This is a genomic window from Streptomyces sp. NPDC079020, from assembly GCF_044542225.1.
In the GTDB taxonomy this organism is placed as follows: Bacteria; Actinomycetota; Actinomycetes; order Streptomycetales; family Streptomycetaceae; genus Streptomyces.
Window position 1 is genome coordinate 277,829 of sequence record NZ_JBITUB010000007.1, and the last position, 22,662, is coordinate 300,490.

Sequence of the window (22,662 nt, forward strand, 5' to 3'; positions counted from 1 at the left end):
GCGGGCCGGGAGGGACACTCCGCTACGACAGGTCGGTCACACCCGCTGCCCGGTCACAGCGGCAGCGCGGCGATGTCGCATTCGATGCGCTGGTGCAGCCGGGCCGCGGTCTGCCAGGGGTGGTCGTCCCCCAGCGCCCGCGAGAATCCCTCGATCGCGACCGCGTTGAGGCGGTCGGCCTCCGCCGACTGTCCCAGACCGCGCTGGTCCAGGGCCAGGTTGGCGGTGCACACGAGGGTCAGCGGGTGTTCGGCGCCGACGCTCTCGGTGAGCCTGGCCAGGATGCCCGCGTCGGCTTCCTTGGCCCGGGAGAAGTCGAGCCGGGCGTAGTGGTTGTTGGCCCGGCTCATGGCCGCCGTGAGCGTGTTGATGTGCCGCTCGCCCAGGGTGCTCTCCAGCAGCTGCCAGGCTTGGATGTCCAGGGCCTCGGCCTTGTCGATGTCGCCCTGCGCCCGCAGGGTCGCCGCCAGGTTGACCTTGGCGAACTGGGTGTGCGGGTGCCGGGCGCCGACCACGGTGCGCAGCCCGGCGAGCGCCTGCTCCCCCAGTTCCCGGGAGCCCGCGAGGTCTCCGTTGAGCCGCCGCTCGACCATGGTGTGGATGGCGGCGGCCAGGGCGTCCAGGTTGTTGAGGCCGTAGCGGGTGGTGAACCGTTCGAGGTTCTGCTCCGCGAACGCTGCCCCGCCCTCGACCACACCGGCCCTGCGCCGGCACACGGCGAGGAGCAGCGCGGATCGGATGGTGGCCGCGTTGCTCTCCCCGAAGTGGGTGACGTAGGCCTGGTAGTTGGACTCCTGAAGGGCGCGCGCGCCGAGGTAGTCGCCGTTCTCGCGGATGTCGATGGCCAGACCGTTCAGCGTGTTGAGGGTGAGGCCGCTGGCCGGTCCGTACAGCAGCTCGCGCTGGCGTGCCGTCTCCTCGTCGATCTCCCTGGCCTCGACGAATCGCCCGCGCGCCCGCAGCGAGACGCAGTAGTCGTGCGCGGCGCTCAGTGTGGCCGGGTCCTCCGGGCCGAACAGGTCGCTGGCCCGGGTGAACGCCTCCTCGTCGAGGTCGCAGGCGGCCTGGAACTCGCCCCGCTGGCGGAGCGCGCCCGCCATCTGCCACATGGAGTCGATGAGTTCCTCGTCCGGGATCTGTGCCCCGCGCGAGATGGCGAGCGCCCGTTCGTTGTGGGCGGCCGCCTCCTCGGACTTGCCGAGCAGCCGGAGGTAGAAGCCCAGCAGCTTGGTGACCCGGATGACATGCAGGTCCTCGTCGCCGGACTGGGCGCGCCAGGCGTTCCAGGCGAGCCTGGCCTGTGCCGCTCCCGATTCGTGGGCTCCCCAGTAGTAGAGGAAGAACACCATGTCGTAGACCAGGTCACGGACCCAGGCGTCGGAGCTCTCGACCGCTCCGGAGGCGATCACATGCGGCAGGATCGCCTGGTAGGCGGGCCATTGGTCCGGGGAGGCGGGGGCGCCGGGCTTGGCGGTGGTCAGGAGCAGGTGGGCGGCCCGGGTCATCTTCGCCCGTTCCTCCTCATCGAGCCTGGCCACGATGACGTTCTGCATCAGTCGGTGCATCTGGAGGGTGCCGGACTTGTGGTCCAGCCGCACCAGGGACAGTTTGCTGAGGTCACGGGTGGCGCGTGCGAGGAGCAGCGGGTCACGCAGCACCGGGTCGAGTTCCGGGGTGATCTCGACGTTCCGGCCGCCCCTGAGCATGTTCAGCGGGATCGGCTCCGGCGCCATGCAGGCGCAGATCTCCAGCAGTTGGCGTGCCGCCGGGTTGTCCTGCGAGAGCCGGCCGAGCGAGATGTCCCAGACCGCCGCGACGGGCAGCGGGTAGTCGGGGGACGGGTCGAGCTCAAGGATCTCGGGGCGGCGCTGTTCCAGCAGGTCGAGGTATTCGTTCACCGGCATGCCGGTGGCGGCGTGCCAGGCGCCCGCCTGCTCGACCGCCAGCGGCAGGTCACCGAGTGCGGCGGCGAGCCGGTCGGCGTCGTCGGCGCTCATGCCGCGCGCCCGGCGCTGCAGCAGGGTGATGCTCTCGTCGCGGTCGAACACGTCGACGCTGAGCGGGGTGGCCACCCGCTCCCACTCGCGGTTGCGCGAGGTGACGATGATCTTTCCGGGGCCGCCGTTGGGGAAGTACGAACGTACGGCCTCGATGTCCTCCGCGTTGTCGAAGACCAGCAGCCAGTTGTCGAACGGCTTGCCGGTGCGCAGTGCTTCGCGCACGGCCGGGACGGCGGCATTGGCCTGGGGTCCGACCTCCAGGCCGAGGCTGCGGGCCAGATCGGCGAGCGCGCCGAGGATCAGGTTCTCCTGCTCCGCCGGAATCCACCAGATGACGTTGAACTCGGCGCTGTGCCGGTACACATACTCGACGGCGATCTGGGACTTGCCGACGCCGCCCATGCCGTGCAGCGCGTGCGGGAGGACGGCGGTCGTCTCGTCCTCCTGCAACTGCCGCTCCACCGCTGCCAGAAGGCTCTCCCGACCGGTGAAGTTGGGGTTCTTCGGCGGCACATTGCCCATGATCTTCGGCTGGCCGGTGCGGACGAATCGTAGCTCCGGTGCTGTGCCGTCCATGCTCTGCTCGTCCCTCCGGACATCCTTGTCAGCTGTTACGGGTGTCGTGGGCGACACAGATCCTCCTGGTGAAGCGGCCGGATGCGACCGGAGAGCTGGAGCATTCACATCAAATGCCTCTTTATCATCCCTGGTCGCCTCCACTGCAGATCCCGCGCCGTGCAGCAGCCGGTCGGCCAGGCGAGCCGCACGATGTCTGTACGGCAGGCCGCCCAGAGCACGCAGTACGGCCAGTTCGATGCGGAGCCAGGCAGGTCCGGCTCCGCTGTCCGGGAGCGCGGCCCGCACCGGGTCCCGCAGTGCCGCCCTGAGCCTGATGCCCTGTGCCTGCCCGGCGCGCGACTCGGCCAGCAGCCCCACCGCACGGGCCAGCTGGGTGCGGTTGCCGGTCGCCAGCAGCGCCTCACGCACCCCTTCGGCGAAGTCGGGTCCGCCCTCGCCCTCGGGCTCCCAGTCGATGAGCCCGCCCATCATGATCTCGGCCAGATGGTCGGGGCCCGACTCGGGAAAGGCCCGGTCGCGCAGTTCCTCGATGACGTCGATCCGCAGTGGGGCGACCGCCAGCAGCACCGCGAGCTGCCGGGCGAGCGGACTGGCCAGCGAGGCGAACTTCCGTACGGCGGCCACCGCCGAGCGCGGCCCGTCGATCCGGGGTCTGCGCAGCCCCGGCGCCGCGACCCCCTTGGTCATGGCTCCGGCCAGCACCACCGGAAGGGTGCGCCGCACTCCGCGCTCACCGGTGATCAGATCGGCCCACGAGCGGAACGACCCGGCACGCAGGCTCAGTACGGGAACCGGTACGGAACCGTCGTCCGGGTCGGGGATCCGGCGCGACCGGTCCCACGCGCCGAGCGGCGGACGGCAGCCGAAGTGCCGGTTGAGCGACCCGAATCCGGCCGCGTCCAGCTGGGCGCGGAAGGGGTACAGCGAGGAGCGGTGCCGCAGGTAGGGAGGCAGCAGATGAACGAGTGCGGTGGGCCCGCCGGAGGTGAGCCGGCCCAGCAGTTCGTCCGCGCCCCGGCCGGCCCAGCCCCGGGCCAGCCCGTCGGTGACGACGAGGAAGAGCCGCGAGCCGCGTCCGTCCAGCAGCTCCGCCGGGTCCGCGTGCCGGTCCCCGGGCCAGCGCAGCACCGGCGCCCCCTGTCCGGGCAGCGCGACCTCGACCGTCCGGACGTCGCGGAAGGCTCCGCTGCGGACGGCCTCGTCGGTGAGCCGGCGGACCGTGCTGTCCCACACGGGCATGGTGGGCGCGCTGTCGACGAGGAGCATCAGGTCGAAGGCGCGCTCCCGCACGGGCCGGAGGTAGGGAATCCACAGCCCGTCGCTCAGCCCGCACTCCGCGGTGCGCGCCTCGTCCAGGCGGTTCCCGTGCCGCGAGGGGACACGTCGCCCCAGCCCGTGCAGCGACCTGGCCAGTCTCAGGGGTGCCACGCGCCGCACGGGAGGCGTCACCGTGGGGACGGCCGTGTCCGGCCGGGCGGACCGGGTCTCCTCGACCGCGCTCAGGACGAGTTCGCGCGAATCCTCGCCGTGGGCGATCCCGTCGGGCGGCAGCTCCGGCGCCGTGTCACCCGAAGGAGGCGGAACGGCGTCGGGCAGCGCCTCCGGCTCGTCGGGCAGGAGCGCCGGTTCGTCCGCCGCCCGCGGGGAGCCGCGTCCGGCCGACTGCCAGGCCGCTGCCAGCCAGGCCGCGTCGGCGAGGTCCTGCCAGCCCAGGTCGCCGCTCGTGTCACCGCGTAAGTCACGCGCGGTGGCGGCACCGCCCGCTGTGGACGGCGCGTCCGGAGCACGCTCCCGGGGCAAGCCGTTCATCAGCGGCCCTTCGAGAGGTCGCGGAGCAGCATCTCAATCAGCTTACGCCCGTCCTCGTCGTCCTGGAATCCGTCGGCCGTGGTGAGTTGGACGGCATTCAGCAGCTGGTCGACCGACTGGGTCCCGCCGCTGTGCAGCCGCTGCTCGAACTCGTCCACCAGTGCCGAGACGCCTTCGGGCCGGCGGCGCAGATGGCTGACGACGATGGAGATCAGCTGTTCCCGGCCGGGCGGGCGCATCTCCAGGGGCAGACAGCGGCGCCGGAACGCGGCCGGGAACTCGCGTTCGCCGTTGCTCGTGATCACGACGACGGGGAACTCGGCGCATTCGACCCGGCCCGCCTCGATGACCGCCCGGCGCTTGGGGTCGTCGGTGAAGACCGACACCTCCCCCACGCTGCTGCGCACCAGCTCCGGGATGTCGTAACTCCCGTTCTCCAGCACGTGGAGCAGGTCGTTCGGCAGGTCGATGTCGCTCTTGTCCAGCTCGTCGACCAGCAGCACGCGCGGGCGGGCATGGGCGAGCAGCGCGGTCCCCAGGGGGCCCAGGGTGACGAAGTCCCCCAGGTCGGGTGCGCCCGCCCCGTCCGCGGCGGCTCCGGTGTCACCGCCCGCCCGCCAGGCGGCGATCGCCTGGGCCCTGCCGATGGCGTCGTACTCGTAGAGGCCACCGCGCAGCGTCGTACGGCTGACGATGCTCCACGGCAGCACCCGGCCGAGCCCCAGCTCATGGGCGATCAGATAGGCGAGGGTCGACTTGCCCACCCCGGGCGGCCCCGTGACGAGCAGCGGGCGGCGCAGCAGGAGTGCCGCGTTGACCGCGTCGATCTCCTCCTCACGCAGCTGGGGGCCCTCCTGCACGACGCCGAGGCGGCGTCGGGTGGCCTGGGCGTCGTCGGGCGGCTCCGGCTGTACGGGGCTTCCGGCGAACACCCGCCAGGGCGGCGGCTCGGGAAGCCCGGGAGGATCTCCGGCGGGCTCCTTCCCGGTGGCGTGGAAAACCCTCCAGGAGGGCGGCAGCGCCGGTGGTGCGGTGGTGTCCTGCTCGGTCATGCCGACATCTCCTCCTCGCAGTCGACCAGCCTGTGGGGGTCGTCCCAGAAGAACGCAATATGTCTTCCCAGAAGCAGGCTTCCGCCATCCAATTCTTCAGCCCCTTTACGCAACTGTCGTACTTTTGAAGACAGTTGGGCTGGATTATGTCCAAGCAGCACCGTCAGCACCTCACCCGACTGGGCCGGGCTGTCCGGCCGGCGGTCCCATGCGGCGAGACCCACCCCCTCCGCGATGGCGGCGGCGAGTGCCTCCAGGCCGTGCCCCGGCAGCGCGGGCACGTCGAGTATGACGGCGGTCAGCCGCGGCTCGGATGCCAGCGTGGCACGCCAGCGGTCGAGTTGCGCGCTCTCTCCGGAACGCCAGCGGTGGGGCTCGGCGGCTCCGGCTGTTTTCAGCCGCTTCCAGCGGGCCCGCCAGCGCCTCAGCTGGGCGGGGTCGCGGTTCCTCATACGTTCGAGGCTCCGCAGATGGATGTGGTACCGAAGGCCGATCGGCAACGGGTCGTAGGACTCCGTACCCAGTTCCAGCCGGGCCATGTCGTGATTGAGCAAGGGGTACGGAAGGACGAACTCCACCTGCACGGGAGGCTCGTTCTCCAGCTCCGGCACATCCGCCCAGTACGCCTCACCGCTGCCGACCGCCCGGTCCACCGCCACGGCGAGGGTGTCGAGGGTCGCGCGCTCCACGTCGCCGGCCACCGGCTCCCAGTAGCCGGGCGCCGGATTGACCCAGTGCCGTACGAAGACGTCCGCCGATCCGTCGCCGGCGGGCTCCACCATCACGACGAGACAGCGCGGCACCTCCGGGTCGGCCCTGGACGGGCTGGCGATCCCCTGCCGCCGCAGCGCCAGCGCCTCCACGGCGTCCGCGCCCGCCTCCCGGGCCCACCGGTCCGACCACTCCCGTAACTTGTCGCCCACCGGTTTGGACTGATGGGCGATCACCTCGACCAGCACCAGGGCCGGAGGCAGCCCGTCGGCCTGCGTGTTGACTTCGCGCAGATAGTCGAAGCGCTGCATCGGGGACAGCCCGTAGGGCACATCGACCCCCAGTTCCCGGCCGAGAACCGTGTGCAGACGTCCGTCGTCGGTGTCCCGCACCTCGCCGAGCAGCCGTCCGATCTCCCGCAGGGCGCTGTCACTGAAGACAGGGGCGAGATCCGCGGTCGTCTCGGCGGGATAGGAGCTGCCCACCAGCCTGGCCAGCCGCGCGGAGTCCTCGGGGCCGGAGGCGACACTGACGCCGAAGATCAGGGCGTCGAGCCCGCCGTCACGCTTGAGGACGTCCATGACGAGCGACAGCATGTCGACCCGCGGCGTCTTGCGCGCGTAGTTGATGTCGGCACGGAGCTGGAACGCCACCAGTGCCACGAAGTGAATGCACTGTTCCGGGTCGCGCACGCAGTCCAGCGCGCACAACTCGTCGACCAGCGCGCCGACCAGACGCGGATCGATGTCGCGCGGTCCTTTCGGCCCGAGTGCCACCACCGACCATCCCTCGTTGCGCCGGTAACCCTTCCACGATCGATCGCGAAGCTATCACGCGGGATCTTCCGCAACCAGGTTCGGAGGAAGGCCCGTTGGGGCCATTCCACCCCTTCGGGCCGGTTGCTCCGCACAGATACAGCACGCCGCGACACGTACCGCCGTCCGGGCCTCTCACCCGGACGAGTGGACCGCGGCGCGGACGTCGGCCGCTCACCCCAGCAGCACGGGGAAGGACTCCATGTCGTTCTGCGTCATCACGGGCAGCTTGCGGATCTCCTCGTCCGGCACGGCGAGCCTCAGCCCGGGGAAACGGCCGAACAGGGCGGGCAGCGCGATGGCCGCCTCCACCCGGGAGAGTGCCGCGCCGGGGCAGATGTGCGGGCCGTGGCCGAAGGTCATGTGCCGGATGGGAGTGGGCCGGGTGATGTCGAAGGCGTCGGCGTCGCCGCCGTGCTGCTCCGTGTCCCGCCCGATGGCGCGGTAGGAGATGGCGACTCCCTCGCCCCGCCCGATCACCTGGTCCCCGACCTGGATGTCCTCGGTGGCGAACCGCATCAGCAGATGCGTGGTGGGGGTGTCCCAGCGCAGCGTCTCCTCGATCACCGCGTCCCAGCCGATCCGCCCGTCCAGCACCATCCGCAGCTGGTCGGGGTGCGCGAGCAACGCCCGTACGGCATTGAGGATGAGCCCGATGGTCGTCTCGTGGCCGGCGGCCACCATCGCCTTCAGATTGCCCACCACCTCTTCCTCGGTGAGCGGGTCCCCGCCCTCCTCGGCCAGGATCAGCGCACTGGTGAGGTCGTCGCCCGGCCGCGCCGTGCGCTCCCGGACCAGGGCGTAGTAGAAGACATCCAACTCGTCCAGCAGCGCGAGGCGTTCCTCCTGCGGGGTGAGCATGGAGAAGAAGGCCTTGTACCGCTTCATCAGCATCGGATGCCGGTCCTCGTCCACCCCCATCAGCATGCCGACGACCCGCATGGGCAGCGGCTGGGCGAACACGGACTTGAGGTCGACGACGCCGCCGTCCCCGCCCTGCTCCTGAAGATGGCCGAGCAGTTCCTCGGTGAACCTCTCGATGTCGGGGCGCAGCGCTTCGAGCCGGCGCGGGGTGAGGGCCTGGGAGGTCTTGGTCCGCAGCCGGCGGTGCTCGTCGCCGTCCACCGTGAACATCGAACGCCCCGCGTCGATCATTCCGATCAGCGGCCAGTCCCGGGTCACCGCCCCGCTGCGCCAGAGCTCCCAGACGCCGATGTCCTTCACCAGCCTCGGGTCGACGAGAAGCCTGCGGGCCTCTGCGTGCCGGGTGACGGTCCAGGCGGGCACCCCGAGCAGTTCGATCCGGGCGAGCGTGCCGGCCTCCCGGAGCCGGGCGGTCTCGCCGTCCAGGTCCTGGACCATCGGGTCGATGACGACGGCTCCGCCGCCCGGAGTGGACCGGTGGCCGGCGGCGTGCGGGCATTTCACGACGGGTCTCCTGTCGTACGTACGGGAGTGAAGCGGACGGGCAGCGCGGTCATCCCGCGCAGGAAGGCGGAGGGACGGCGGACCAGGTCCTGTGCGGCGACGGCCAGTTCGAGGTCGGGCAGCCGGTCCAGCAGGATCTCGATGCCGGTCCGGGCGATGGTCTCGGCGATCTCCTGGGCGGGGAACGGGCAGCGGTACTCACCGTGGCTGAACGCGAGATGGGCACTGTTGCCGCCCTGCCCCGGCCTGCCTCCCTGCGACGGGAACTGCTGGCGGATGTGCGGGTCGGCGTTGGCCGCGCCCAGCCCCAGGAGCAGCATGTCGCCCCGGCGGATGTTCCGCCCGCCCAGATGGGTGTCCCGGGCCGCCCAGCGGCCGGCGAGGATCTGGGTCGGGCCGTCCTCCCACAGGACCTCGTTCATGGCTTCGGCGACACTGTGGCGCCCGCCGGACAGGGAGGCGGCGAACTGGTCCTCCGTGAGCATCAGACGCATGGAGTTGCCGATCCAGTCGGCGGTGGTCAGGTGACCCGCCGCCGTGATGGCCATGAGGTCGAGCGCGTACTCCTCGTCGGTGAACCGCTCGGGGTGCGCGAGCATCCGGGAGGTCACGTCCTCGCCGGGCGCCGACCGTTTGGCCGCGACCAGCCGCCGCATGTGCTCGGCGAAGCGCGCGTGCGCCTCCTGGGCCCCCGCTCCGCCGTCGGCCAGGTCCCCCAGCACCCGGGCGATGTCCGCGCCCTCCGCGTCCGGGAAGCCGACCAGCCGGGCGAGCACGAGGACGGGCAGCGGTACGGCGAACTCGGCGATGAGATCGGCCGTGCCCCGGATGCAGATTCCGTCGATGAGACGGTCGGCCAGCTGTTCGCAGTGTGCGCGGATTTCGAAGGGGTCCGCGCCTTCGAGCGCGGGCCCCACCATCTCGGCGTGCCGCCGGTGCTCGGCCCCCGCGGTGAAGTAGATGGACGGCATGGGCTGCCCGACCATCGGCAGCAGCGGCCAGTCCTCGGGGACCCGGCCCCACTGGTTCCACAGCGAGACGTCCCGGGGGAACAGTTCCCCGTCACTCGTGACCTGATGGAGTTCGCGGTAGCCGATGACCAGCCAGGCGGGTATCCCTCCGGGCAGTTCGACGGGGACGACCGGTCCGTGTTCGCGCCGCATGGAGCGGTAGAGGGCCTGGGGCTCGGCGCCGGAATCGGCTCCGCCGAGCGGCACGGCGCCCGGGGCACCGCCCGCGGGACAGCCGCCGGCCGGGGAAGCGGGCGCGGTGGGTGAGGGGTTCGTCATCGTACGGACTCCAGTGGCGACGGCTTCGCGCGTTGCGACCATACGATCAACGCGGCACCACTATAAGGAGGTTAGGTGAAGCTTCGGGGTTCCCATCGGAGCCTTTCCTGAATGCTTCCGATCAGCTACGGGCGACATCTATGCATCATTGACCACAAGATCGACACATAGGGGGAGCCGGCCACCAGGCCCCTCTGGGGGACAACCCTCAGTGAGGTCAGGGTCTATCTGGGTCGCACGGTGGACGCCGGGTCCATAGATTCTGAGGTGGAATCGAACGCACCGCACACCATCCCCTCCGGAGGAACCCCGTGACCGCCCCCTCGCACCTTCCGCACCGCCGGCCGCTCCGGGCCCACCCGCTCGTGGCGGCCTTCGTGCGCTTCGTGGTGTGCGGCGGCGGGGTCGGGGTCGCCTCCAGCGGGGTGCTCGTCCTGCTCAACGGACACCTGCCGCTGATGGTGGCGAACGCCCTGGTCACGGTCGTCTCCACGGTGATGGCGACCGAGCTGCACCGCCGCGTCTCCTTCCGCAGCGGACGCGGGGGCTGGGGCGTCCACCTCCAGTCCGGCCTGACGGCCGCCGTGAGCTACGCGTTCACCACCGGGGCGCTGTTCGCCCTGTACGCCCTCGACTCCACGCCCTCCGCGCCGGTCGAGCAGACCGTCTACCTGTCGGCGTCGGCGCTCGCGGGGGTCGGACGGTTCGCGCTGCTGCGGATCATGGTCTTCGCCGAGCGGCCGGCGGCGAAGTCCTCCGCGCTCGCCAGGTCGACCGTGGCGATGGCCGCCTGACACGTCGTACGCGCCCGCGCGGCCGCCGGGTTGGCTATCGTGGCCGGTCACGTGCTCCACACCGGAACGCACGGACGGGCCGGGCCGCGGCCGTGGGTGGACCGGGCGAAGGAGGGGCGCGGATGGGGCAGGCCGGGACCGGACGGGTGCGGGTGCCGGTCGGGGACGACGCGGCCCGATGGGCGACGCGCGGGAAGTGTCTGCGGGTACTGGTCGTCGTCCACAACGTGACCTCCGCGACCCGGCTGCTCGATGTGCTGCCCCTGTTCGACGACGATCTGCGCGTCCAGCTCCTGGCCACCTGCACCGGCTCCTCCGCCTTCGCGGCGGGCACGGCCGAACTGCTGGCCGATACCGGGGTACCGGTCCTGCCGTGGGAACAGGCCGTCGGGACGCCGGTCGACCTGGCCGTATCCGCCAGCTTCGGCGGGCAACTCCAGGCGCTCGCCGGAAAGTTGACCGTCCTCTCGCACGGTGTCGGATACACCAAAAGACTGGCGGCACCGGACACCGGACAGGGACCGGGGCCGGACGCGAAGGCGGGAGCGGGAGCCGCGCCCGTGTTCGGGCTTGCGCCCCAGTGGCTGCTGTCGAACGGCGCGCCCGTCGCCGACGCCCTCGTCCTGTCCCATCCCGAGCAGTACGAGCGGCTGCGCCTGGCCTGCCCCGAGGCGGCGCCGACCGCCGTCCTCGCCGGTGATCCGTGCTTCGACCGGATACTGGCCGCCCGCCCCTACCGTGAGCGGTTCCGCCGGGCGCTCGGTGTGCGGCCGGGGCAGCGGCTGGTCGTCCTGAACTCCACCTGGAATCCCGAGTCGCTCTTCGGCGACGGGGGTACGGCCGGCCCGGACGGTGCCGGGGGCGACCTCCTGCCCTCCCTGCTCCCCCGGTTCGCGGACGAGTTCCCCCTGGACGAGTACCGCTTCGCCGCCGTCCTGCACCCCAATATCTGGCACGGCCACGGTCCCGGTCAGATCCGTGCCTGGCTCGACCGGGCCCGGCGCGGCGGGCTGGCGCTGATCGACCCGCTGGAGGGCTGGCGGCAGGCGCTGCTGGCGGCCGACGCCGTCGTCGGGGACCACGGCTCCGTCACGTACTACGCGGCGGCGCTGGGCACTCCCGTACTGCTGGGAGCCGCGCCGCTGGACTGCCTCGACCCCGACGCGCCGATCTCCGCATTTCTGCGGGAGGCGCCGTCGCTCCGTCCCGAGGCCCCGCTGCGGCCGCAGTTGGACGCGCTCATCGAGCATCACCGGCCGCTGCCGGGGCCCGCCGAGTTCACCACCTCCGTTCCGGGCGAGGCGGCTGTCCGGCTCCGGACGCTGTTCTACTCGCTGATGGGCGCGGCGGAACCGGACTGGCCCGCTTCGCTGACGCCGCTGCCCCTCCCGGCCCATGAATCCGCCGCCCTCACCGTCCCCCTGCGGGTGCTGACCCGGGTGCTCGGGCCCGGCGAGGTCGCGGTGAGCCGCTGGGCAGGGTCCCGGCCGCCCGCGGAACAGGCGGGCGGTGACCTGCACATCGCCGTGCACGAAGACACCCGTGAGACCGGCCTGCTGGAACTGGCGGACGTCATCCTCCGGGACGGCGCTCCCGACGACCCGCGGTTCGGCTCACCGTCCCACTGGACCGCTGAGGTGCTCCGACGCCACCCCGACTGCGCGCTGGCGGCCTATGTGACCGGACCGTCCACCTGCGCGGTCCGGGTGCGCGGCGGAGAGCTTCTGCTGCTGACTGCCGCCGCGCAGACCGGTACGCACTCCGGTGCCGGTGCGGGCTCCGGTGCGGACCCGGCGGCGTACGCCTCCGCGCTCCACGCCTGGCTGACGACGGGAAGCCCGGGCGCCCCGTCCGTCGCCGAGCGCCTCGCCCATGCGGTGAGCGTCGGCATGACGGTGCGCACGGGTGCCCTTGCGCATCCGGTACGCGTCGCCCCGGCTCCGCCGGAGTGAGTGCCGCGGCGTGATCCCGGCTGGAGATGTCCCCGCGGGATGGGCGTCACGGGTTCACGCAGCGCTCGCGCATGTCCCGGAGATGGGAAAGGTGGTATTCGGCACGATGCCCGCCGAGCGTCGTGATCGCCTCATCGATCAGCGGCAGCGCGGCATCGGTGTCCTCCACGTCCAGCCAGGTCCAGGCCAGATCCGTAAGTGTCCGCGCTGTGTTGTACGTGTCGCCGCCCGCCCGGAAGTACCGCAGCGCGCTCGCCAGCTTCGCCCGCGCCTCCTCGCGCCGCCCGAGGCCGCGCAGGGCACGGCCCCGGTGCCGCTCCAACAGGGCGCCGGCGCGCGGCAGATCGGCGACGCCCTCGTCCGCGGCGCCCAGGGTCATCAGGATGCTTCCCGCCTGCTCGAAGCACGCGTACGCCTCCTCGTACCGCCACTGGCGCAGCCGCAGCAGCCCCAGGAACTCCACCGCCGACGCGTGGCCCCTGACATGGCCTGCCGTCTCCTCGGCGCGCGCGGCCGCCAGCGACTCGGTCTCGGCCTCGTCCCACAGGCGCAGTTCGGTCAGGCTGTGCGCGAGCTGGGCGTGCAGCGCCCCGGCGTCTGCCGAACCCGGGAAACGGGCGTCGGCGAGGCGCGCCCCAGCACGCAGGGCGGGCAGCAGCGTCTCGTGGTGACCCGCCTTGAGCTGGAGCGGCCACAGGGAGCGGCACACGCTCACGGCGGTGCGCGGATCACCGGACTCCTCGGCGCACCGCACGGCCTGGACCAGGTTCCCGGACTCCGCCAGGAGCGCTTCGAGCGCCGCGCCCCGGTCCTCGTACACGGGGGTCCGCCGAACGGCGGAGTCGGACGCGGGGCCGGGTTCGATGGCGGGCGCGGGGACACGCCAGCTTTCCGGCAGCGCCTGATGAGCGGCGGACGCGGCCAGCACCGCGTATCCGCGCAGGGTGCGCGCGAGGGCGGCCGAGCACGCGGCGATGCCGTCCTCGCGCGCCGCGGCGGCCTCGGCGTGCTCGCGGGCCGCGGGCCGGTAGTGGTAACGCCCGGTGTCGTGCGCGTCCGCGTCGCACTCCAGCAGCATGCTGTCGGCAAGCGCCTCCAGCGCTCTCCCCGCTTCCCCGGCCGCCGTGCCCGTGGTCCACGCGGCCGCCTCGGCGTCGAACGCGGGCCAGGCGGACAGTGCCATCAGGCGGTAGAGCCGGGCGGCAGGCGGGTCCAGCAGGCGGTAGGCGTCCTCCGCCGCCGCCCGTACGGGGTCACTTCCGTGCACGTCGGGAACCTCCCGTGAGGTGGGGTACGCGGGAACGGAGAGCCGGGGCACCGCGGCCCGCAGGGCGTAGGGCGAGCCTCCGCAGCGTTCGAGGACCGAAGGCAGCGCGGCTCGGGCCGCCGCGACAGCGGGCTTGCCCGCGATATCGGTGAGCAGCCGCACGGCGTCCTTGTCGGTGAGCGGTCCGACGGGGACACGTACGGCGTCGAGGCCGGGAAACGGGTGGCGGGCCACCACGATCGTGAACACTCCGGGGGCGGAGGTGAGAAGGGGCCGGACCTGAGCGCCGGAGTGGGCGTGGTCGAGCACGACGAGCAGCCGGCGGTCCGCCACACAGCGGCGGTAGAACTCGCCGAGCTGCCGACCGCCGGGCGGAATCTCCTCCTCCCGTACGCCGAGTTGGCGGAGCATGGTGCGCAGGACGGCGCCCGGGTCGCGGGGAGCCGAGGTGTCGCCGCCGAGTTCCGCGTGGAGCTGGCCGTCCGGGAAGAGGCGGGCCTGCTTCGATCCCCAGTGCACGGCCAGGGTGCTCGTGCCCATGCCGTCCGGGCCGTGCACCAGAGCGAGCCTGGGCCGGCCGTCGGCAGGGCGCGACGCCTCACGGTCGAGGCTCTTCAGCGCTTCCTTACGGTCCGTGAAGAACCGTATCGAGGCGGGCAGCCGAGGCTGTCCGAGCCCGGCCGCGGCATCCGGCGCGCCGGTGTTCACCCGGCTCGCGAAGGCGCTCCAGGAAGCGGCGCTACGGGGGTCCCTGCGCACCTGTTCGTACACCAGACGCGCCACCTCGTCGATCTCGCCCACGCCGACCGGGGCCGGGACCTCCCGGCCCACGATTCTGCGGACGAAGCCGCCGGCCGATTCCCACACCCATTTCCCGGCCTCGTTGGCCGTGCCCAGACCGACCGCGCCGAGTACCGCCGTGATGGCGGTCAGCGAAATGGGATCCAGCATGTCGCGCACTCCCCGTTCCCGGTGTTCCGCGCGATGCGACCTCCCCCGCACCGCCGCTGCCACCGTGCGGATCAACGTTAGCGCCAAGCGTCGGACCTTGGGGAAAGTTGGCCGGTGCCCCGGACTCGGGCGGCGGATTCCGCGGGTGGGGCGGAGTACGGGAAGTGACGGCGGGAGGGGTGGCGCCGCCGCCCGGACTCCGGGCCGTACTTCGCACTCACCTACGATCGACCGCGTGTGCGCAAACGTCATAGTCGCCGAAGACGACGCGAAGCAGGCCGAACTGGTACGCCGCTACCTCGAACGGGAGGGCCATTCCGTGCGGGTGGTGGGCGACGGGCTCGCCGCGCTCGATGAGGTACGGCATCAGGAGCCGGACCTGCTCGTGCTCGATGTCATGATGCCGCGGGCCGACGGTCTGGACGTGGTGCGGGTGCTGCGGGCCGAGTGCCGGGAGCTGCCCGTGCTGATGCTGACGGCCCGCACCACGGAGGACGACCTGCTGCTCGGGCTCGACCTGGGCGCGGACGACTACATGACCAAGCCGTACAGTCCGCGCGAGCTGATGGCGCGGGTCCGTACGCTGCTGCGCCGCACCCGGCGGCCGGGGGCGGTCCCGGTTCCGGAGCACCGGGTGCTGCGGGTGGGCGCGCTGGCGGTGGATCCCGACCGGCACGAGGTGACGGTGGGCGGTGGGCGGGTGGAGTGCACCCCCGGTGAGTTCCGCATCCTGGCCGCTCTGGCCGCCCAGCCCGACCGGGTCTTCACCCGGCAGCGGCTCCTGGAGGAGCTGCACGGTTTCGACCGGTACATCGGGGACCGGACCGTCGATGTGCACATCATGAACCTGCGGAAGAAGATCGAGCCCGCCCCGCGCCGGCCGGTCAGACTGCTCACGGTCTTCGGTGTCGGGTACAAGCTGACGGACCCCGAGAAGGGAATCCGGCGTGCCTAGCGGGCGCGGCCCGGACCGGCTGCCGCTGCGCAGAAGCCTGTTCGGACGGCTGCTCGGCGTATCGGCGCTGGTGGCGGCCTGTTCGGTGGCGGCGACCGCGTGGCTGGCCGTGCAGACCACCTCCGGGGCGATCAGGCAGGAACAGGGGCGGAACCTCACGGCCGACGCACGGATCTACGACACGCTGCTGGGATACGCGGCCCTCAACTCCACCTGGGACGGCGTCGGGCCGACCGTGGAGCGGCTGGCCGAACAGTCCGGGCGCAGGGTGGCGCTGACCACGCAGGGGCGGCAGCCCCTCGCCGACTCCGCCACCGGGCGGACGCCGGCCGCGCTGCCTCCCCAGGCGTCCGCGGTCGTCGACCCGTTGTCCGTGGACACGGTGCTGGCACCCGAGAGCGCCGGCCGCTCCGGTACGGCCGACGACCGGGTCGACGCGCGTGCGGTCGGGCCGTTCAGGCTGTCCGCGGCGGAGCGTACGGCGCTGCGGCGGACCGCCGACCGGGGTGTGGTGTGCCTGAGCCGGGCGGGGATCGCCTCGGACGTGGTCGTGGAACCGAGCGGACGGCCCCGCATCCAGGTCGTGGGCAACGACCCCGAGCGGGTGCGGGGCGCCCGGTGCGACCCGGGGACGCTGGAGGAACCCACCCGCACCGAACAGCGGGCGCTCGGGGCCCTCAACCAGCTGGCCGACGCCTGCTTGAAACGCCAGGGCCGGGACGCTGTGCGGCTGAACCAGGATCTCTCCTGGGCACAGGACTCCGAGGCCCGGCCCGTGCCCTCGGCGGGTCATGTGAAACTGCCCGCCCCTGCCGTGAGGCCGACCACGCACACGAGTGAGGGCGACCGGGCCATCGCCTCGTGCGTGGGGACGGCGCGCCGCGAACAGCTCAGCTCCTATGTGGCCTCGCCCGCCCTGCTGTTCATCGGCGACGAGGGCGGCACCACCGTTCCCGGCTTCGACCTCTCCCCGGCGAACACCGCCAAGATCGCCGGTGCCGCCGCCCTGGTGCTCGCCCTCACCGTGGGCGCCTCGGTGCTCGCGGGCGCCCGGCTCGTACGCCCGCTGCGCGCGCTGACCGGCGCCGCGCAGCGTATGCGCGACGGCGAGGAACCGGCCTCGGTTCCCGTCACCGCGGACAACGAGATAGGCAGGCTGGCCAGCGCCTTCAACGACATGTCCGCGCACCGGGCGCGGCTGGAGGAACAGCGCAAGGCCATGGTCAGCGATGTCGCGCATGAGCTGCGCACCCCGCTGAGCAACATCCGGGGCTGGCTGGAGGCCGCCCAGGACGGTCTGGCCGATCCCGATCCGGCGTTCGTCTCCTCGCTCCTGGAGGAGGCGGTGCAGTTGCAGCACATCATCGACGACCTCCAGGACCTGGCCGCGGCCGACGCGGGCGTGCTGCGGCTGCACCCCGAGCGGCTGCGCGTCGCGGAGCTGCTGGGGCAGGTGGCCGCGGCACACCAGGTGCAGGCCGAGACCGCGGGCGTGACGCTGACGGTGGACACGGTCCCCGGGCTCACCGCCGACGCCGATCCCGTCCGGCTGCGGCAGGCCGTGGGGAACCTCGTCTCCAACGCGGTACGCCACACCCCGGCGGGCGGGCGGGTCACCCTGCGTTCGTACGGCTCCGCGTCCGGGGAGCACCTCGTCGTCGAGGTCGTGGACACGGGCAACGGCATCGGGCCCGACGACCTTCCCCATGTGTTCGACCGCTTCTGGCGCGCCGAGAAGTCCCGCAGCCGCCGCACGGGCGGCAGCGGCCTGGGGCTGGCCATCGTCCGCAAGCTGACCGAGGCGCACGGGGGTACGGCGAGCGCGACGAGCACCGAGGGTGCCGGTTCGGTCTTCACCCTCCGGCTGCCCGTGGCAGGGGCCGGTATGACGGGCACCGGCGTGTCAGGGACCGGCATGTCAGGGACCGGCAGCCCGGGGGGCTGACGCAAAGGGCGGAGAAGAGAAGGCCGGCCGGAGGCGCTGATGGGATGACCACAGCGCTCTGACAGCTTCTTCATAACTTCACGCCAGCCTGGCCGCATGCCCCGTACCCGGTGCGAACCACCGTCCGGAGATGTCACGGGGCCGAGCTGGATTGGAGCCATCTGTATGACCGCTCGTCTCTCCCTGCGTGCCGCCGTGCTCGTCGCCGTCGCGGCCGGTGCGGTGCTCGTGCCGTCGGCCGCGGCCTTCGCGGACACCACGCCCAAGCCCGCCTCCCCGCGTGTGGAGGCGCCGTCGCCCGCCCCCGCGAAGGCCGGCGTGGACGCCAAGGACGCTCCGCAGCCGTCGGCCAAGCCCCGTGGCGGTGTCGCCGCGGGTGACCGGCCCGCCCCGGCGGTGAAGGAAGCGCGGCCCGGGCAGGAAGGGGCGGGGACCACGCGGCCCGCCGTCACCCCCCGTGGTGGCGTGGCCGCCGGTGAACGCCCCGTCGGCGGCGGGGACGGCACCACCGCTCTCGCCGGGTCGGCCGCCGGTGCGGTCCTGCTCGCCGGCGCGGGCACCATCGTCCTGCGCCGCCGCTCCGCGGCCCACCGCAACGGCTGATCCGCCCACCACTCACCAGTGACCGTGGCGTCGTCCTCACCGGACGGCGCCACGGTCGGCCGTTGTCCCGCCTACTGGAGTACCCGTGTTCCGTACGCACCACCCGCTCTCCCCCACGCACCGTCCGGCCTCCGCCACGCACCGCGTGCCGTCCCGCGCGCACCGCCCGTTCCGGCGAACCGCCGGAATACTGCCCGCTGTCGCCGTCTGCGCCGCGCTGGCCGGCTGCTCCGCCACCCCGCCCGACGCCGCGCCGCCGGCCGCCACCGCGTCCTCGTCCGCCGGGTCCACGGGGTCCTCCGGCTCCACCGGCTCCGCAGGTACGGCGTCCGAACCGTCCGGCGGCTCTCCGCAGGGGGAGAAGGCCGGGCAGGCGCACCCCGCCGGAGTGTCCATCCCCTCCATCGGCGTGAACAGCACCATCATGCGGCTCGGTCTCCAAGCGGACGGCACCGTCGAGGTCCCGCCCGCCGAGCAGGGCATGACCGTGGGCTGGTACACCGGTGGCGCCGTTCCCGGGGAGCCCGGGGCCGCCGTACTGATAGGCCACAACGACACCCGGTTCGGCCGGGCCGTCTTCCACAACCTGAGGAAGATCCGCGAGGGCGCCGATGTCGTCGTCCGCGACAAGGCGGGGAAGAACGTCCACTTCACGGTCACCGGTACGGAGACCGTCGACAAGAAGGCCTTCCCGACCGACAAGGTCTATGGAGCCACCGAGGGCAGCACGCTGCGTCTGATCACCTGTGACGGCGACTTCGACGCGGCCGGGCATCCCGTGGACAACCTGATCGTCTACGCCGAGCTGCGCTGACTCCGGATGTCGGCCGGACGTAAAGATCGCCGGCATCCCGAGTCTACCGGCGGGTAACCAGTCCTGCTTTGATGGGTGCCACCCGCCCACCCCCTCAGCAGAACCAGGAGACCTCGTGCCGCACACCGCGCTCCGCCGCCTCTCCGGCGTGACCCTGTCCGCCGCGCTCACCGCCGTCACACTGGCCGTCGGCACCCCGCAGGCAGCGGCCGCCGAAACGCCGTCACTGCGGGTCCTCTCCTACAACGCGTTCATCTTCAGCAAGACTCTGTATCCCAACTGGGGCCAGGACCACCGGGTGGCGGAGATACCGAAGACCTCGTTCTTCCGCGGCAACGACGTGGTCGTGCTCCAGGAGGCGTTCGACAACTCGGCCTCCGACGCCCTGCTGCGCAACGCGTCCGCCCAGTACCCGTACCAGACCCCGGTGGTGGGCCGGAGCAGGAGCGGCTGGGACGCGACCGGCGGATCGTACTCGGCCACCACACCGGAGGACGGCGGGGTGAGCGTGCTGAGCACCTGGCCGATCGTCCGCAAGGAGCAGTACGTGTTCAAGGACGCCTGTGGCGGTGACTGGTTCTCCAACAAGGGCTTCGCCTACGCCGAGCTGAACGTGAACGGCACCCCGGTCCATATCGTCGGCACCCACGCCCAGTCGACGGACCCCGGGTGCACGGCGGGCCAGGCGGCGCAGACGCGCAGCCGGCAGTTCAAGGAGATCGACGCCTTCCTCGACGCCAAGCGGATCCCCGCCTCCGAACAGGTCATCGTGGCAGGCGACTTCAACGTGGACTTCCACTCCTCCGAGTACGCCTCGCTGCTCGCCGACGCCGGCCTGAGCGCCGCCGACGCACGGACGGGGCACCCGTACTCCTTCGACACCAGGGACAACTCGATCGCCTCCGAGCGCTACCCCGACGACCCCCGGGAGGACCTGGACCACGTCCTGCACCGCGCCGGGCACGCGAAGCCCTCCGGGTGGACCAACGAGGTGGTCAAGGAGCAGAGCGCACCCTGGACCGTCTCCAGCTGGGGCAAGGACTACACATACACGAACCTCTCCGACCACTACCCGGTGGTCGCGTCGGGCCGGTAATCCCTCCGGAGGACAATCGGACTGCGGCGAGGACCGGCCCGGACGGGCAGGCTCCTCGCCGCAGTCCGCATGCCGTCCCCGCGAAGGAACCTCCCCATGGGCGCTACCCACCCGTTCGACCTGATCCCCGGAGCGGCCGGGTCACCCGTACTGCTGCACGTACCGCACTCCTCGCGGGCGCTGCCGCCGCATGTCCGGGACGGAATCGTCCTGGACGGAGCCGCCCTGGAGCGGGAACTCGACCACATCACGGACTCCCACACGGCGGAGCTGGCGGAGCGGGCCGCCGCGGCCTGCGCGCTCACCCCGTGGCGGTTCGTCAACGGCCTCTCCCGGCTCGTGGTCGATCCCGAACGGTTCCCGGACGACCGGGAGGAGATGCTGGCCGTGGGCATGGGCGCCGTCTACACCCACACCACGCACCGCGAACGCCTGCGCCCGCGCGGCATGGATCCCCAGCCTCTGATCGACCGCTACTTCCACCCGTACGCCCGGGCGATGACCGCGGCGGTCGACGCGCGCCTGGCCGACGCGGGGCGCGCCGTCGTGATCGATGTCCATTCGTACCCGAGCGCACCGCTCCCCTACGAACTCCACGGCGACGGGCCGCGCCCGCCGGTCTGCCTGGGGACCGACGGTTTCCACACCCCGCCGGAGCTGCTGGCCCGCGCCGAGTCGGCGTTCGCGGGATTCGGCGGAACGGGGCTCGACAGCCCCTTCCCCGGCACCTACGTACCGCTGAAGCACTACGGCAAGGACCCGCGGGTCAGCGCGCTGATGATCGAGATCCGGCGCGATGTGTATATGTCCGAGCCGGGCGGCGCCGCCGGTCCGGGCCTGCGCGAACTGGCCGAGGCACTGGCCGAACTGGTCGCCGGGGCGTAGCCGCGCTCCGGCGCACCCCGGTGTGACCATCGCCTTGCTTCACCTCTGCACAACCTCTGAAGTACCGCAGTTCGATTCCTCAGCGGCACCGCGCACTGCCAGAATCGCAGGATTCCCCGGCCCGGCGCCATAGGGCCCGCCACGGTGACGACCCCCACGCCGGACCTGGCCGGGAACGCCAACCTTCCCCTCACGAAGGCGAATCCCGTCCATGAATGACCGCACCCCCGCGGCCGGTCCGCCCGCCGCCGCCCCACCGGCGGCGGGCGGCTCCCCCCATGTGGACGCCGGTGACGCCGGGTACAGCAAGGACCTCACCTCCCGCCACATCAACATGATCGCCATCGGCGGCGCGATCGGCACGGGACTGTTCCTGGGCGCGGGCGGGCGGCTGGCCGGAGCGGGCCCCTCCCTCGCCCTCGCCTACGCGGTCTGCGGTGTCTTCGCGTTCTTCGTCGTCCGCGCGCTCGGTGAACTGGTCCTGTACCGCCCCTCCTCCGGCGCCTTCGTCTCGTACGCCCGTGAGTTCATGGGCGAGAAGGGCGCCTTCGCGGCCGGCTGGCTCTACTTCCTGAACTGGTCGACCACCGCGGTCGCCGACATCACCGCGGCCGCCACCTACGCGCATTTCTGGGGCATGTTCAGCGACGTCCCGCAGTGGACGCTCGCCCTGATCGCCCTCACCGTCGTACTCGCCGCCAATCTCATCTCGGTGAAGTACTTCGGTGAGATGGAGTTCTGGTTCGCGATCGTCAAGGTCGCCGCCCTGGTCGCCTTCATGCTGATCGGCATCTTCCTGGTGGTGACCCAGCACCCGGTGGACGGCCACACCCCGGGGTTCGCCACCGTCTCCGGCAACGGCGGGCTCTTCCCCGTCGGCATGCTTCCGATGCTGCTGGTGATCCAGGGGGTCGTGTTCGCGTACGCCTCCGTCGAACTGTGCGGCGTCGCGGCGGGCGAGACCCGCGAACCCGAGAAGGTCATGCCCAGGGCGATCAACTCGATCATGTGGCGCGTCGGTCTGTTCTACGTCGGCTCGGTGGTGCTGCTCGCCCTGCTGCTGCCCTACACCTCGTACTCCGACGACCGGAGTCCGTTCGTCACGGTGATGGACGGACTGGGCGTTCCGGGGGCGGCCGGTGTGATGAACCTGGTCGTCCTGACCGCGGCCCTGTCCAGCCTGAACTCCGGCCTGTACTCCACCGGCCGCATCCTGCGGTCCATGGCCCTGGCGGGCTCCGCGCCCGCGTTCACCGGCCGGATGAACAAGGGCAGGGTCCCCTACGGCGGCATTCTGCTGACCGCGGGCTTCGGAGTCCTCGGTGTCGGGCTGAACTACGTCATGCCCGGGGAGGCGTTCGAGATCGTCCTCAACTTCGCGTCGATCGGCATCCTCGGCACCTGGGGCATGATCATGCTCTGCTCCCTGCTGTTCTGGCACCGCTCACTGGACGGCCGCGTCGCACGCCCCTCGTACCGGCTGCCCTGGGCCCCGTACACCCAGATCGTCACCCTGTTCTTCCTGCTCTGCGTCGCCTTCCTGATGTGGTGGGGCGGCGGAGTGGGCCGCACCACCGTGTCGCTCCTGCCACTGATCGCGGCCGCCCTCGTCGCAGGCTGGTTCGTCGTCCGCGCCCGGGTGGGCGAACTCGCCCGCGAGCGCCCGGACGCCCGCCCCGGCCCCGGAACGCGAAAAGACCCCAGATGAACTGGGGTC

At 72.0% G+C, this 22,662-nt stretch carries 15 protein-coding genes; 9 read left to right on the top strand and 6 right to left on the bottom strand.

Translation table 11 applies throughout. The features are described from left to right. Nucleotides 1-53: 53 nt before the first annotated feature. From fxsT to ACIGJO_RS17355, 5 genes are all read right to left on the bottom strand, one after another. A complete protein-coding gene (fxsT, locus tag ACIGJO_RS17335; protein WP_399958727.1) occupies nt 54-4,388 on the bottom strand; it encodes an FxSxx-COOH system tetratricopeptide repeat protein in 4,335 nt (1,444 codons plus the stop codon). Next, nucleotides 4,388-5,440, bottom strand: a complete 1,053-nt coding sequence (locus tag ACIGJO_RS17340) for an AAA family ATPase (RefSeq protein WP_399958729.1) — start codon at nt 5,438-5,440, stop codon at nt 4,388-4,390. Before ACIGJO_RS17340 ends, fxsT begins: the two co-directional genes overlap by 1 nt. Continuing rightward, the gene (locus ACIGJO_RS17345; RefSeq protein ID WP_399958731.1) at nt 5,437-6,927 is read right to left on the bottom strand and encodes a hypothetical protein; all 1,491 of its coding nucleotides are present in this window, start codon (nt 6,925-6,927) and stop codon (nt 5,437-5,439) included. The genes ACIGJO_RS17340 and ACIGJO_RS17345 overlap by 4 nt, the downstream gene beginning before the upstream one ends. 213 nt (nt 6,928-7,140) lie before the next feature. Then, complete coding sequence (locus ACIGJO_RS17350) at nt 7,141-8,394, bottom strand: cytochrome P450 (protein WP_399958733.1); 1,254 nt, start codon at nt 8,392-8,394, stop codon at nt 7,141-7,143. Continuing rightward, the gene (locus tag ACIGJO_RS17355) at nt 8,391-9,683 is read right to left on the bottom strand and encodes a cytochrome P450 (RefSeq protein WP_399958735.1); all 1,293 of its coding nucleotides are present in this window, start codon (nt 9,681-9,683) and stop codon (nt 8,391-8,393) included. The genes ACIGJO_RS17350 and ACIGJO_RS17355 overlap by 4 nt, the downstream gene beginning before the upstream one ends. Nucleotides 9,684-9,994: 311 nt before the next feature. Between ACIGJO_RS17355 and ACIGJO_RS17360 the strand changes: the two genes are divergently transcribed. Together ACIGJO_RS17360 and ACIGJO_RS17365 are read left to right on the top strand one after the other, a co-directional pair. After that, complete coding sequence (locus tag ACIGJO_RS17360; RefSeq protein WP_399958737.1) at nt 9,995-10,477, top strand: hypothetical protein; 483 nt, start codon at nt 9,995-9,997, stop codon at nt 10,475-10,477. A gap of 122 nt (nt 10,478-10,599) precedes the next feature. Next, the gene (locus ACIGJO_RS17365; RefSeq protein ID WP_399958739.1) at nt 10,600-12,429 is read left to right on the top strand and encodes a hypothetical protein; all 1,830 of its coding nucleotides are present in this window, start codon (nt 10,600-10,602) and stop codon (nt 12,427-12,429) included. A 46-nt stretch (nt 12,430-12,475) separates the two neighbouring features. On the opposite strand, the gene ACIGJO_RS17370 is transcribed toward ACIGJO_RS17365, so the two are convergent. Further along, complete coding sequence (locus tag ACIGJO_RS17370; protein ID WP_399958741.1) at nt 12,476-14,647, bottom strand: tetratricopeptide repeat protein; 2,172 nt, start codon at nt 14,645-14,647, stop codon at nt 12,476-12,478. A gap of 235 nt (nt 14,648-14,882) precedes the next feature. Between ACIGJO_RS17370 and ACIGJO_RS17375 the strand changes: the two genes are divergently transcribed. The 7 genes from ACIGJO_RS17375 (at nt 14,883) to ACIGJO_RS17405 (ending at nt 22,653) form a co-directional block, all read left to right on the top strand. After that, nucleotides 14,883-15,602, top strand: coding sequence for a response regulator transcription factor (locus ACIGJO_RS17375; RefSeq protein WP_399958743.1), 720 nt, complete (start codon nt 14,883-14,885; stop codon nt 15,600-15,602). Next, the gene (locus tag ACIGJO_RS17380) at nt 15,595-17,547 is read left to right on the top strand and encodes a sensor histidine kinase (protein WP_399958745.1); all 1,953 of its coding nucleotides are present in this window, start codon (nt 15,595-15,597) and stop codon (nt 17,545-17,547) included. Before ACIGJO_RS17375 ends, ACIGJO_RS17380 begins: the two co-directional genes overlap by 8 nt. A 165-nt stretch (nt 17,548-17,712) precedes the next feature. Then, nucleotides 17,713-18,150, top strand: coding sequence for a hypothetical protein (locus tag ACIGJO_RS17385; protein WP_399958747.1), 438 nt, complete (start codon nt 17,713-17,715; stop codon nt 18,148-18,150). 85 nt (nt 18,151-18,235) lie between these two features. Continuing rightward, nucleotides 18,236-18,964, top strand: a complete 729-nt coding sequence (locus ACIGJO_RS17390; protein WP_399958749.1) for a class F sortase — start codon at nt 18,236-18,238, stop codon at nt 18,962-18,964. A 115-nt stretch (nt 18,965-19,079) separates the two neighbouring features. After that, complete coding sequence (sph, locus tag ACIGJO_RS17395) at nt 19,080-20,060, top strand: sphingomyelin phosphodiesterase (protein WP_399958751.1); 981 nt, start codon at nt 19,080-19,082, stop codon at nt 20,058-20,060. A 96-nt stretch (nt 20,061-20,156) separates the two neighbouring features. Then, nucleotides 20,157-20,945, top strand: coding sequence for an N-formylglutamate amidohydrolase (locus ACIGJO_RS17400; protein WP_399958753.1), 789 nt, complete (start codon nt 20,157-20,159; stop codon nt 20,943-20,945). A 211-nt stretch (nt 20,946-21,156) separates the two neighbouring features. Beyond that, a complete protein-coding gene (locus ACIGJO_RS17405) occupies nt 21,157-22,653 on the top strand; it encodes an amino acid permease (protein ID WP_399958755.1) in 1,497 nt (498 codons plus the stop codon). Nucleotides 22,654-22,662: the final 9 nt, after the last annotated feature.